This window comes from Corynebacterium sp. AOP12-C2-36, from assembly GCF_052379185.1.
Classification (GTDB): Bacteria; Actinomycetota; Actinomycetes; order Mycobacteriales; family Mycobacteriaceae; genus Corynebacterium.
Map to the genome: position 1 here is coordinate 18391 of NZ_JBQSYJ010000024.1, position 12602 is coordinate 30992.

16 protein-coding genes are annotated in these 12602 nt (G+C 67.4%); 9 read left to right on the top strand and 7 right to left on the bottom strand.

Going from position 1 to position 12602, the window contains the following annotated elements; translation table 11 throughout:
- Positions 1-10: 10 nt before the first annotated feature.
- From ACT3UN_RS14550 to ACT3UN_RS14575, 6 genes are all read right to left on the bottom strand, one after another.
- Positions 11-385 (bottom strand): hypothetical protein, encoded by a 375-nt coding sequence (locus ACT3UN_RS14550; RefSeq protein WP_444657411.1) that lies wholly within the window; start codon positions 383-385, stop codon positions 11-13.
- A complete protein-coding gene (locus ACT3UN_RS14555) occupies positions 386-1810 on the bottom strand; it encodes a hypothetical protein (RefSeq protein WP_444657412.1) in 1425 nt (474 codons plus the stop codon). It lies immediately after the preceding gene.
- Positions 1811-1944: 134 nt separating this feature from the next.
- A complete protein-coding gene (locus ACT3UN_RS14560) occupies positions 1945-2346 on the bottom strand; it encodes a hypothetical protein (protein ID WP_444657413.1) in 402 nt (133 codons plus the stop codon).
- On the bottom strand, positions 2339-2989 hold the full coding sequence (locus ACT3UN_RS14565; RefSeq protein WP_444657414.1) for a crossover junction endodeoxyribonuclease RuvC: 651 nt from the start codon (positions 2987-2989) through the stop codon (positions 2339-2341). The genes ACT3UN_RS14560 and ACT3UN_RS14565 overlap by 8 nt, the downstream gene beginning before the upstream one ends.
- 189 nt (positions 2990-3178) lie before the next feature.
- Positions 3179-4036: a hypothetical protein gene (locus tag ACT3UN_RS14570; protein WP_444657415.1), complete on the bottom strand. Its 858-nt coding sequence runs from the start codon at positions 4034-4036 to the stop codon at positions 3179-3181.
- A 142-nt stretch (positions 4037-4178) separates the two neighbouring features.
- A complete protein-coding gene (locus tag ACT3UN_RS14575) occupies positions 4179-5165 on the bottom strand; it encodes an FtsK/SpoIIIE domain-containing protein (protein ID WP_444657416.1) in 987 nt (328 codons plus the stop codon).
- 287 nt (positions 5166-5452) lie between these two features.
- Between ACT3UN_RS14575 and ACT3UN_RS14580 the strand changes: the two genes are divergently transcribed.
- The 3 genes from ACT3UN_RS14580 to ACT3UN_RS14590 all read left to right on the top strand — a co-directional run bounded on the left by ACT3UN_RS14580 (position 5453) and on the right by ACT3UN_RS14590 (position 9608).
- Complete coding sequence (locus ACT3UN_RS14580) at positions 5453-5746, top strand: hypothetical protein (RefSeq protein WP_444657417.1); 294 nt, start codon at positions 5453-5455, stop codon at positions 5744-5746.
- Positions 5747-5827: 81 nt separating this feature from the next.
- Positions 5828-8353: a bifunctional DNA primase/polymerase gene (locus tag ACT3UN_RS14585; protein ID WP_444657418.1), complete on the top strand. Its 2526-nt coding sequence runs from the start codon at positions 5828-5830 to the stop codon at positions 8351-8353.
- A gap of 907 nt (positions 8354-9260) precedes the next feature.
- On the top strand, positions 9261-9608 hold the full coding sequence (locus ACT3UN_RS14590; RefSeq protein WP_444657419.1) for a hypothetical protein: 348 nt from the start codon (positions 9261-9263) through the stop codon (positions 9606-9608).
- Here ACT3UN_RS14590 and ACT3UN_RS14595 read toward each other — a convergent pair.
- On the bottom strand, positions 9605-9904 hold the full coding sequence (locus tag ACT3UN_RS14595; RefSeq protein ID WP_444657420.1) for a hypothetical protein: 300 nt from the start codon (positions 9902-9904) through the stop codon (positions 9605-9607). The two genes, ACT3UN_RS14590 and ACT3UN_RS14595, sit on opposite strands and share 4 nt — an antisense overlap.
- Positions 9905-10278: 374 nt before the next feature.
- Between ACT3UN_RS14595 and ACT3UN_RS14600 the strand changes: the two genes are divergently transcribed.
- From ACT3UN_RS14600 to ACT3UN_RS14625, 6 genes are read left to right on the top strand one after another with little or no spacing between them, the layout of a single operon-like run.
- Positions 10279-11172 (top strand): hypothetical protein, encoded by an 894-nt coding sequence (locus ACT3UN_RS14600; RefSeq protein ID WP_444657421.1) that lies wholly within the window; start codon positions 10279-10281, stop codon positions 11170-11172.
- On the top strand, positions 11169-11489 hold the full coding sequence (locus tag ACT3UN_RS14605; protein ID WP_444657422.1) for a hypothetical protein: 321 nt from the start codon (positions 11169-11171) through the stop codon (positions 11487-11489). Before ACT3UN_RS14600 ends, ACT3UN_RS14605 begins: the two co-directional genes overlap by 4 nt.
- Positions 11486-11785 carry a hypothetical protein gene (locus ACT3UN_RS14610; protein WP_444657423.1) on the top strand — a complete coding sequence of 100 codons (300 nt, stop codon included), beginning with the start codon at positions 11486-11488 and terminating at the stop codon, positions 11783-11785. The genes ACT3UN_RS14605 and ACT3UN_RS14610 overlap by 4 nt, the downstream gene beginning before the upstream one ends.
- A complete protein-coding gene (locus tag ACT3UN_RS14615) occupies positions 11782-12114 on the top strand; it encodes a hypothetical protein (protein WP_444657424.1) in 333 nt (110 codons plus the stop codon). Before ACT3UN_RS14610 ends, ACT3UN_RS14615 begins: the two co-directional genes overlap by 4 nt.
- Positions 12111-12302 (top strand): hypothetical protein, encoded by a 192-nt coding sequence (locus ACT3UN_RS14620; RefSeq protein WP_444657425.1) that lies wholly within the window; start codon positions 12111-12113, stop codon positions 12300-12302. The genes ACT3UN_RS14615 and ACT3UN_RS14620 overlap by 4 nt, the downstream gene beginning before the upstream one ends.
- Positions 12299-12472: a hypothetical protein gene (locus tag ACT3UN_RS14625; protein ID WP_444657426.1), complete on the top strand. Its 174-nt coding sequence runs from the start codon at positions 12299-12301 to the stop codon at positions 12470-12472. Before ACT3UN_RS14620 ends, ACT3UN_RS14625 begins: the two co-directional genes overlap by 4 nt.
- Positions 12473-12602: the final 130 nt, after the last annotated feature.

Consider the following 12602-nt stretch of genomic DNA (forward strand, 5'->3'; position numbering starts at 1 on the left):
CATCTCTCCGTTACGTGGTGGGGTGGTTGTGTTCGGCAGTGTCATCGGACGACGTTCGGGTGGCCAGCTCCGCGGTGAACCGGGGCAGGAACCCTGCCGCCAGGGTTGGTGAACTCGTCAGACCCATGTGGAAGCGCTGGCTCACCAGGGCGGCGGCCCGGGGCCCTGCCGTACGCAGGATGGGGGACAGGTAGGTGCTGTAGTCCCACCGCAGCTCGAAGCCGGGCAGGGATACCGGCACCCCGAGCGTGGCGAACAGGCGCGAGTAGTTCATGTTCACCTCGCCGGCAGCCAGTTGCACGGCAGCCAGGGCCACCGACGACGCGTGCGCAGCCTCGCAGATCCGGCGTCGGCGGTGGACGGGCACGTGGGCGGCGGTGGGCATCTACTTCACCCACCGTTCCATGGCCGACAGGTCGACCATCCCACCGGAAGCGGGGGCAGGCTGCCTGGGCACCGGGGTAACCGTCACGTCCCTGTTTCCCGTGGAACCCTCGGCAGAGATGGTGGGGACTGTTCCCTGCCGGAGCCACTCACCGGTGAGCAGCGGATTCTGGGTTGCGATCTGATCCAGCCCGCTCTTCGACTTCGACCCGGACGACGATCCACCGCCACCGGCGCCCATGCCACCCATCGGCGGCATCATTCCCATGCCGCCCATCCCACCGCGGCCGGTCGCAGCACCTCCGGCACTGGCACCGGAGGATCCGCCCGTGGCGTGCGACAGCGACGTCGCCGCTGTGCGGCTGGTCGCCGACGACTGGTCGACCGACCCGCCCGACACCGTGCGCCCGGTCGCCGGACCCGCCGGCGCCTCGGCCTTGGCGGCCGACCCGGAACCTGCCCCGGAACCCGACGACTGCTGCGGGGCGTGCGAGGTGGTCGTCGGCGTCGACGACGGTGTGGGCGAGGAGCTCGACGGGCTAAAAGTACTCGACGGCGACGGGGAACTCGACGCCGACGTCGACGAGCTCCCACCGCTGCGGGCGCCCATGCGCTGCTTGGCCTCCTCGACCATCGAGCGCAGCTCGGATCGCGAGATGCCGCCGCTGTTGCCGGCCGACGACGTCTGCGTCGAGGTGGACGCCGGGGTCGCGCCCAACCCCGAGACCACCGACCCCGGCATACCGGACATGCCGACAGCCTGACCCATCCCGGAGCTGGCGAGGCTGCCCAGAATCCCGGCCGGGTTGGGGGCCATGCCCGACATCGCGGGAGTCATCGCCGCAGGCAGGGTGGGGGCACTGGCCGATGACACGGAAGTGGCGACGTCGGCGGCAGAATCCTCGACGGATCTCTCGCCGGCGGACGCTGCGTCCGTGTCCTCCTCGGCGTCCAGCGCCTCGGAGCGCTCAGTGGACTCGTAGTCCTCACCCTCGCCGAGCGGGCTGTCGGAGGTGATGTCCCCGAGCATCTGTGCGGCGGTGCTCAGCAGCACCTCGCTGGACTGGTCACCCGCGACACCGGCCGCCAGAGCCGCGGTCGGGGATGAGGCCGCAGCTGCTGCGGCCTGCTGCTCGGCAGCCGCTGCTTGCAGTCCGGGCAGGGCGAAGTCGTTGACTGCCGATCGAATGGTCTCCCCGTCGGCGTTGACGGCCTCCACAGCGCGCTGCAGGGCCACGATGTGCTCCTCGTCGCCGTCGATGGTGCCCGGCTCCAGGGTCGGTAGGCGGATACCCTCCAGCGCGGCGACAGCGTCGGCGAGTTCCGAGCTAACCAGGATCGTGGTGGGGTCCACTGCATAATCTTCCACGCCGGTGACCTGCGTGGCGGCAGTTGCGGCGTTCAGGGCGTCGTCCAGACCGGGCACGGGCGACCATCTCCTCTACGAGTGGGTTGTACATCTGCTACTGGTACAGGTCCACCCTACTGGGAGGTGGCATGCAAAAACCACGCTAGACGACACGTCCAGCGTGGTTTTCGTCTAGTACAACCAGCGGCGATCTATTCGGCCAGTTCGGTTCCTCGGATCGGGTGCAGCCGCTCGATCTCATCGCGCAGTGCAGCGTGGCCCTCGGCGTCGCCAAGGGAGTCGACGACCGATCGGGCGTGGTCACGTAGGCGGTAGAACTCCTTTTCCCACAGGTCGAATGCCGCCATGATCGCGCCGTTGACCAGAGTTCCCGTGTTGCTCAGGGGAATCTGGTCAGGATCGGCGTACCCGGGGCTGATCGACAGCGAGAACAGCTTGCGTCGGTGGCAGATCACCACGATGCCGGCTCGATCCGGATCCGGGTCGTCGGCACCCACCCCCACCGCCATCGCCCAGGCGTAGGCGTCGATCGTCTCGCTGGCCCGGGCGCGGGCGGTGATCTTGCGGATCTCGTCGTACACGGTTTCAGCCATGGCGCTCTCCTGTCGTGTCCACCCCATCAGCGGGGATGTCTGCTGTGCTGTACGTATCTGGGGCAAGCCGGCTACTAACGACCGGCCAGGCTACTGCTCCTATTGTGGCATTGCGCTGCGCCGTTCGCGGCATGCACGGGCGGCCTGCGGCGTAACTTCCCATCGCGGCCAGACCCGCGGCGTCCGCCAGGTCGTCGGCAGAGGACTCGCGGGCCCCCTGGCCGGTGAGCACGTCGGCACCGAACGCCGCAGCGATCGCCATCTTCATCGACGACTTCGACGCGGTGCCTTTGCCGGTGACGAACTTCTTCAGCGCCGCCGGGGCAACCTCGGCGACCGGGTAGCGCCGCGCCAGCGTCGCGACCACCATCCACCACACACCGGCACGGCGGTGGGCCGAACTGTCGGTGCTCCCGGTGTTGAAGTAGGCCGACTCGATGACCACCAGGGCGGGCTGGCAACGGTCGACCAGCTCGATGATGCGTGCAGCGAGGTCCCAGGCGCGCGCGGCGTGGTCCTGAAGCGGATCTTTCCGTGTCCCCGTGCTGGTGACCGCGCGGGTGAACACCTCGCCGCGCTCGACGTCGAGCGCGGCGACACCGGTGGAGGTCAGCGACAGGTCGATTCCAACGACGAAGACCACAGGGGTCACCTCACCAGCGGCGGGTGAACGCACGAAGCCTGCGCATGGGCCGGGCTCCGCCGTGGTGGGCCGGGCACTGCGGTCGCGTTGCAGGACGGGACACGGCAAAGCGCCCGGCTGCGGTGAACACGGCGGCGTTGGCGCGACGGGGGTTGGACCGTGCGGGGATGCGCATGTTCGTCGCCGGCACTAGGCCAGGATCTCGATGTGGGCGGTGGACGCGGCGAGGGTGGAGTCACCGGTGCGCTTCTCGACCAGGTCTCCGGAGGTCGGGTCCACCTCGGAGGTCGGCGGTACGAGCACGTCGATCTCCGGGGTGTCCAGGTCAGAGTCTATGTCGTACTGCGCGCCCGGCACCGATCCACGCCAGTTGTTGCAGGTCAGGATGCGGCGGTTGGCGTCGTGGCCCAGCGGGTAGCAGAACACGTTGTCGTCCTTGAACGTCGACTGGATTCCGTTCATGACCTTCGACTGCTCAGCGGAGACGACCAGCGCGGCGCCCTGGGGGAGTTCCTGACCGTTGTTGTTCCTGACCGCAGACTCGGGAACACCGGACAGCCAGATCATCGCGTCGTCGATCGGGTAGGACTCGACCTCGTCGTTGAGCACCGGGCCGTAGTGGGCGTCGTACTTGCCGGGAGCCCCGTCGGTGATGGGCTGAACCTTCAGCGTCTCCGAGCCGGCCTCGGACTTACCCAGCGACAGGCGAACCTGCAGCTCGGCTTGCTTGCCGGCCTCCTTGCGCATCTTCTTCTGGGCGTCGACGACGATCTTGTTGATCCCCGCGGCGTCGCTGAGGTCCAGCAGGACCGGGTGGGTCAGGGACCCGGAAACCTCGATGGCGTACTGGCCGACGGAGATTCCGTTGTAGCTGGTGAACACCAGCATGTCCGACTCGCCGGACCCCTCGGAGCCGGGGCGGCGGTCGGAGTGGATGTGGACCGACTTCAGGGTCGGCTCCTCACCTTTGCCGGTGAACGCGGTAACCTTGGCGGCCTTCAGGGCGAGGGCGAACTCGTCGGACGCGGCGACAATCTGTCCTGACATGGTGGGTGTGGCTCCTTTGGGAAGCGGGGAATGGGCTGTGGCGGACTAATGACCACGTTGGTCAGTAGAATAGGTACATCATAGCAATGCTCCCCGAGGCTGCTGGGCAGTCCCGGGGAGCGCGGTGGGGGCGTCGGTGCGACTAGACCGCCGGGGTACTGCTCGACAAGCCGTCGCGGTAGTCCGACCGAACGAGGGACCCGGCTGCCTTGATCTGGTCCAGCAGACCCTTCGACCGTGCAGGATCGAAGCCGCGCAGCTGGGTGATCTCGCCGCCGCGCTCCAGCAGCGCCACCGAGCGCCCCGGAAGCGTGGCGACCTTGTCGGATGCCACCGCGGTGGGCCGACCCGAGGTACCGCGCAGGGAGACTGCGTAACTGAACTGCGCGCGTGCGTCCCCCAGGTCGGGGTGCTGCCCGGCGAGCAGCAAGTGGATACCCAGGCTGCGGCCCAAGGCGGCCACCTTGCCGATTACCTTGTTAAGGCCGGGGTGTGTGTGGAGGGCGGCGCCGATCTCATCGACAACGAGGAAGATGTCGGAAATCGGCGTCATGTCCGCCCGGCTCCGGGCCTTCTCGTTGTAGTCGCGGTAGCCGCCGACAACGCCGGCCTCCTGCAGCAAGCGGGAGCGGATGCTGATCAGGCTCTCCACTTGCTCGCGGACCCACTCGACCGGGTTTTCGCTGGCGTCGAGGTTGCTGAACATCACGCGGGTGTGCGGCAGGTTCTCGAACCCGTCGAACGTGGATCCACCTTTGAAGTCGGCCAGCACAAAGTGCACCCGCGTCGGGGAGTGGGTCGCGGCCAGGGCGGTGACCCAGTTGCGCAGCAGGCTGGACTTGCCGGTTCCGGCGTCACCGTCGAGCAGACCATGCGGGCCGACCCCGCCAACGGCGCCCTCGACAGGATCGAGGTACACCGTCTCGCCGGTGGCGACGTTGTCGTCGTCAACGACGAGACCGGCAGGGAACGTCAGGGCGTCGGAGTCCTCGTTGGACGCCCACCGCGCGGCGATGTCATCCGGCGCACCGACGAACGAGTCGATCAGCGAGGGCCCCTCGGTGACGTCTTCAATAGCGGGGGACGTGTCGTTCTTCTGGCTCCGGTTCTTGCTGAAACGGTCGAACACGATTGAAGTCTCGCTTTCCTCGAAGGGTAAGCCCGCACCACTGGCGGACTACCGGTGTCATGGGGGGACCTGACCGTACTACACCATTCTGGTCATTACGACCCTTTTAACATGTACGCCATACGGCGCCGCCGAGAGACAGTGCTCCTACCTGCACCCGAAGCCGATATTACTTCCAACTACGCCGTGACGAATCTGGTCGCACACCATCTACGTGTACAGTGAACGGTAATTCACCCAGCTTCCCCGAACTTCCCGAAGTTTCACCCAACAACCCCGGAGACACCATGACCACGAACCTTCCCGAGACACTGAGCACCGAGGTCGTCTCCGAGCTCACGGGGCTGTCCACCCGCGCCCTGAAGCCGAAGGACGGCGCCGCGATGACCATCCAAGCGCCCGACGGCAGTCCGGTACGACCGGCGAGAACCACGGGCAAGTTGCTGTGGCCCACCCGCCGGATCATCGAGGCGCTGAGCCTGACACCCGCCGAGGCTGCCGAGGCCATAGCCGCTGCCGAGCGCCACATCGACACACGCAAGGCCGCGCTGCGTGCAGAACGCAAGCGTGCCCGCGCATAGAAGAACCCGGCCGCACTGCCATGCGACCGGGGGCAACAAGATCGAGAACCCACCGCGAACTTGCACCCTGGAGTGTACCCCATGACTGACCAGCCCGACCAGGACCACAGCGTCGCTGAACGCGAGTCCGCGCCTGCCGCCGAGCAGGTCACCGCACTACTGGCCGCCGGCAACGCCGACACGCTCACCACCACACGGCAGGCGGCTGCGGACTACATCGGCCCGCTGGTCGCCGCCGGACTGCCGGTCATCCCCCTGGTACCGGGGGAGAAGCGCCCCGCCCTGCTGTCCAACTGGCAGCGCACCCCGGTCACCACCGAAGCCTGGTCCGGTTGGCTCGATGCCGCTTTCTCGCAGCACTCGACCGGCACACCGGCACTTGGCATCGGGCTGCGCGCCGGCAACCGGATGATCGTCGCCGACGCCGACACCCCCGAAGAGGTCGACGCTCTGCAGGCCTTCCTGCGCGAGCGCGGGCTGCCCGATGCCGGTCCGACCGTCTCTACCCCGGGAACTGCCGACGGCACACACCACGGGGGCGGGCACTGGTGGTTCGTGCTGCCCGACACCGACCCGATCCCCGCCGGGCTACCTGGCGTCCTCGCCGTCGACGCGTCCGGGCGCACCGGTCGGGCCGCCCAGGAGCCGACGTTCGACCTGTTCCTGCACTCGAAGCAGGCCGCCCTGCCGCCCACCCTGCGTGACGGCGGAGCCTACCAACTCACCGGCGCGGTGCACCCGCTGCCCGGCGGCGTGCTCGCCTGGCTGCGCGAACAGGGCATCGCCGCGAGGGCGGCCAACACCGCCGCAGCAACGCGGCGCGCCGAGCGTGCCTCCGCCCAGGCCAACCCCGCCCTGGAAGCCTGGGAGGACGAGCACGACTGGACGGACCTGCTCACCCCGGCAGGCTGGACCGAGACCGGCACCGACGCCGGCTGCGGATGCCCGCAGTTCCGCCACCCCGAGGCTTCCAGCGCGAAGTCCGCCACCGCCCACGACTGCTCCCGAGGCATGTACCTGCACCTGTGGTCCACCAGCTGCAGAGCCCTGGAGGCCGGCAGCTGGTCCAAGCTGTACGTCGACGCTGCGCTGCGCCACGGCGGCTCCTACGCGGCGGCCGCCCAGGCTGCGGGTCTGCCCAGCAAGCCCACCGCAGCGGTGCCGGGCCTGAACCTGAAGGCCAGGATGGCGGAGATCACCCAGGCCGCAGGCCAGGGTGCACAGGCAGGGCGGATCGAGCAGGCGGTGGGTCAGCCCGGACACGAGCAGCCCACGGCGATGTTCGACGAGACCGCCTACCCGCTGGGACACCCCAACGACCCGGAACTGTTGGAGCGCATCTTCGGCTACAGCGATGCCACCCGCGAGCTCTACCACACCGCCCGGTCGCGCACGCTGTACAACGCCCCGGTCGGCCTGCTGCTCGGCGAGCTGGTGCGCGTCGCCGAGACCTCCGGCGTCGGCACAGGCTACGTCACCGACGGCAAACTGGTGCGGTTGTCCACCTACGTGATCGTCGCCGCCAATTCCGGCTCCGGAAAGTCGGTGGTGATGCGTGGCAACGCCGGCATGCGCCGCCGCGGTTTCCAGGGCAACCTCGGTGACGTCGGATCAGGTGTCGAGCGTGGCTCGGTGGCCTCCGGCCAGGCCGTGGTCGACATGCTGGTCGAAGACGTCATGGAAACCGACGACGCCGGCGAGCCGACCGGCAAGAAGATCGTGGCAATGCGCGACCCGGCCGTGGCCACCGTGCAAGTCGACGAAATCGCCTCGCTGCTGGCCAACAAGGGCACCTCCGAGCACCTGACCGACACGCTGCTGACCGCCTGGTCCGGCGACCAGATCGGCGAGCGCTCGCGCACCCACCAGCGCCGGCAGACCACGGGGCCCTACCTGCTCAACATGGTCGGCGGAATCCAGCCCGCCCGTGCCGGGGTCCTGGTGGGCCGCGAGGCCACCGCGTCGGGCCTGGCCCAGCGGCTGTTCCTGTGCAGCGTGGCCGACCCGTGGTTCCGCGGGCTGCGCACCGGTGCCATCATCGAGCGCATCGCCCACGGCAACCCGGGCGCGCTTGCACCGATCCCGGTGAACGCGAAAGTGGAGATGCCGGACGCCTCGTGGGAAGCCCTGGCCGAAGACCAGTTCGCCGCGGCGGAGGAGAGCCGCGCCCCTGGCGACGGGCACCTGCTGATGGTGCGTATGCGCATGGCCGCACTGACAGCGCTGTGGCACGGTTCGACCACGGTCACCGGCGCGCTCTGGCAGTGGTCGGCGCACCTGATGGAGCACCACCTACGTACGCGGGCGGCGGTGACCCGCGGCGCCGAGACGGCCGCCCAGGACGAGGCGGACGAGGGGGAGCGCCGCCGGGAGAATGCCCGACTTGAAGCGCGGGACGCGGCGGCGGACGTTACCGCCGAGGTCGCCGCCGCCCTGCTGGAGAAGCTCCCCGCCGAGGGGGTCACGGGCGGCAAGTGGCGGGCGAACCTGTCTCGCGGCCGTCGCCGGTTCTTCGACACGGCTGTCACGGAACTGTTGAACAGTGGTCAAGTTGTGGGTGAGCCGGCGGGCACTGGCGGGGTCCGGTACCGCCGAGTTGGCGGCTAACGTTGGCGCGTTGGCGGCCAGGGTTGGCGGCCGCCAACGCGCTCTGAACTGCGAAAACACCTAACGTTGGCGGGTTGGCGGGTTGGCGCTAGGGGGCCCTCCGCGCCAACCCTCCGCCGCGCTCAGTTCTCCCTATAAAATACCAGCTCACCTGCATAAATAGCCTATTAGTTATTAAAATATATATAACTTATTACTTTCGTTAGTACTATATAGAACACTTGAAGCCGGAAGCGGCGGCGGGTTGGCGCGAACGGGCGACACCCCCCGCCAACCCCGCCAACCCGCCAACGTTAGCCCAAAAACACCCTCTGAACTGTACGTTTAGGGTTGGCGCCACCCGCCAACGCTAGCGCCAACCCTGCCGCCAACCCTGGCCGCCAACCAGCCGCGAATCGTGGCAATTTGCGGACATAGCGCCGGTTCAGGAGCCATTTTGGTCGGAGCCAATCCCCGTGGAGACCCTGCGGCGGACGACCTCCCGCGCCAACCTCGGCGGGGCCAGCGAGCCAGCCGCGGCGAGCACCACCGCGGCCCAGCAGCGGCGGAACGGAGAAGATCGCGCCGTACGCCCGTTTGCGGCGATGAAACCGCCAAACCACACTCAGGTACCTAAACGCCGTAAAAATACGCGAGCGGCGCTGTCGGTAGCGATTCCGTCGATCCCTGGGGAGTACCGTCGGACAACCCTGCCGCCAGGGTGACACTACAGACGGGAAACTACGGCTACTTGCCAGTGTGGTTGGTGTAGCCTTCTTCCCATGATCGAGACAACCGAAGTTCGCGCCCCCAGCCCGCCCAGCGAGAACCCCGAGCACGTCGGGGATCACCGCAGCAAGCATCCCGCTGCGGGGTCGCCCAGCGAACCAGCCAAGGGGACACGGGAACTGCGGGAGGGGTGTCGGTGATGGGCGAGTTCATCGCGGGGATCTTCCTGGACCTGACCACCCTGTCGGCCGTTGCTGCAGGCCTCGCGGCTGTCGTGTGGGCTGCAGCCCGGCTACCGGCGGGGCCGGGCACCGCAGCGGCGCTGGGGTGGCGCACGCTGTGCTGGTCGCCGGTCGCCGTGGCGATCGTTGCGGCCGGCTGGCTCGGTGTAGCCGCCGCTGGCCCGGTGGGCCCATGGTGGGCGCTGGGCACGGCGGCGGTGATGGCAGCCGAAGGAGCCGCGGCGTCGGCACTGGTAACGATGGCCGTGCGCTGGGCCCGATCGCGGCCGCATCCGACCTCGCCGGAAGCCGGGACCGGCAACTAGCCGCTGGCCGGATATGCGACACTTGCGTGCGCGTGTTCGACCAGAAGGGCGATCTGCTCGAACAGGTAGTCCGCGTCACTGGTGAGGTCGTCGACCCGCTCGGCGTAGTGGGCGGCCAGGTCGCTGGCCTCGTCATCGCTTCTTGCAGCGTGCATCGCGTCATCGACGGCGGCGGTGATTTCTGCGCATTCTCCCAGGTGGGAGAGCACGGATACTACAAGGTGACGGGGGAGCGTGAGGGTGAGTCCGTGTGTGGAGGGAACGTCGGCGGTGAGGGTAGGGGAAGTGGGCGTCATGGTTCCTTTCGCTGATCCAGCAGTGTCGCAGATGGGCGGGCTGTGGCGGCCTGGAGCGAAGTATATCGAACAACTGATCGAACGCAAGGATCGGCCTCGCTCGGCACGGTCGGACTCTACAATCCAGCCCGGACATGGATTCGCGATCGAGCACCCGCCGCAGGTCACTTGACCCCCGAACAGGGGGACGTGATGGGCAGACACACTCGCCGCCGCGCGACCAGATCGACTAGTGCCCTGGCGACACGAACACTAGGGACAGATGTACTACTTGCCAGGATGGTTGGTATCTGCGAGACTGTGCCCATGAACTACCCAGCCACCCATCACGACTTGGTGATCGTCGGAACGCCACTTGATGAAGGAGACCTCTGATGACTGACGCAACCCCCATGACCAACGACGACCGGCGTAGTGCCCGACTGTGGGCGGAGAAGGTAGACCCGGCGGAGGTTAACCCCGGCTACATCGGTACGCCGCGCGACATCTATAACGCTGCCCGCGTGATCCTCGCTACCGTCCCCGCCCCACCTGCAACCCTCGCCGACGAACTGCGAGAGTGGGCCAGGTCCACCCCGGAGGAGGGCGCGCACTGGGACGAATGGGACGACTTCAACGCCCTCGCTGATCGTGCGGAAGCCGTCGAGAAGCACAACGAAGAAGTGGTAGGGATCGTCGACGACCTCACCGAGCAGCGCGACGAGGCCCGCGCTGAGGTGGAGCGGCTGACGGCCTCACTGAATCGTCAGTGCACTACAGCGACGCCCTCAGTGCACAACACTGACGTCCTCACTGTATCGAGTGACACCCTGCCCGACCGCGCCGAGGTAGGGAGTCTGACCAGCGGGCGAACTGTTAGGGAATCCCGAACAGTTGCCCTGCCCGACCCCGCCGACGTGCCGAAGGGCGAGCCGTGGCTGGTAACTGTGTCAGGGGCCCAAGGGATCGGGTTTCGGCACGGGGACACCATGTACGCGTGGGGCGTCGCATACGAGGACGGCATCGACGGTGAGGATGACAGCTCCATCACCCTCGTCTCCCGCCTGGTCCCGGACGTGCGCCGCGTGATCGACCGGCCCGAAGACCTCGACAAGCTGCCCGTGGGAAGCATCGTGATCGACATGCAGGGGGACGCCTGGCAGGTCGACGAGGGAGCGCAGTGGAATCCGGCGATGTACTCCCAGCAGACGGACAAAGAAAACTCACAGAGCATGGTTGCCGGCCACCTCACCGTGACCGTGATCCACGAACCGGAGGTGACGGCATGACCGACCGCCCCGACATCGCTCTCCTCAACGACAAGCAACTCGCCAGCATCCGCGCCGACCTCCGCGACATGCAGGCCAAGCAGAAGTGGGCCGACATCACCAACGGTGACATCGAACGCCTCCACTACCTTGCTCTCACTATCGACCCGGAGAGCCGCCCCGGACGAGGTCACGACTGCCGGTGGATGTGGAGCAACGGAGAGGTCATTATCGGCGGCAACGTCGATGTGTACGGCAACGGCGAGGAGCCCCTGTACTGCGTCCCCGAGCCAGACGACTGGTGGCGCACCGCCGACAACGAGGAGTACGAACCATGACCCGCATCAACGACGTGGCGAAGATCATGTATGACCAGATGACCCAAATGGGGCAGCAGCCGACGGTCAACGACATCGCCCGCGCCCTGGACGCTGCCGGGCACCTCCTGCCCGACCTGCCCGAGCCGACATTCGTCACCGGGAGCACGGTCGTGTGGAAGAACGACGGCGACGAAGTGTTCCTTGAGAACGGAGAAATCAGCATCGCGTCCGCCATCCGCTCACCGGAACGAACGCAGCGTCTCGCCCTCGCCATGCTCGCCGCCGCTGACTACGCCGAAAGGAACCAGGAATGAGCAACATCGCCCGCGCCACGCTCGTCATCAACGAGACCTACGCCGACGAGTACGTGAAGATGCACATGACACCGCCGAAGGTAGCTGCTGCTCTGGATGACGCAGGCTGCCTCGCCCCCGACCTGCAGATCATCCGCACGCCCGCCGAACTCGAAGCCCTCGACCCGGACACGCTGGTAGAGAAGCCCGGGACGGTGACCCGAACAGCCCGCCAGGCGATCAACGTCGCTGGACACTGGGGTGTAGGTGCCGTCCTCCCCGCCGTGGTGGTAGCCACCGGATCGCACGTCCGCGCCTGCCGGGAAGCACTCGAAGGAGGCGCGGAGTGAGCTTCTGCGGGCCGAAGTTCCTCCGCAACCGAGCCAACCGCGCCGCACAGTCAGCTACCGCCGAGTGGCTGTTCCGCATCGTGTTCATCGGCGGCGTGTACATCCACATCGGAAAGCAGGGCGACCACTCCAAGGCCCGAAGCCTTGCCCCTGAGATCAAAGACCTACTCGACAAGGAGACCCCATGACCAGACGCGAGCGCATCGAGCAGGCACTCCGAGAGAACGGCGCCGACGAACACGGCGAGACCAACATCCACTCATGGCGGTGCGGCTACCCCAACGTCTACGGCCCGTGCGGGTGCTTCGCCAGCCTCGTCGATGACCTAGAACACGCAGTAGAAGGGACCACCCCATGACCCCCGAAGAAGCGCAGTACCTCGAACCCGGCACAACCCCCGGACCGTGGACGGTTACGTCCTCTAGCGTGGTGTATCTGTAACTGCTGGTGACCACCCCGTCAACGACGACGGTGACCATCGCAGGTAC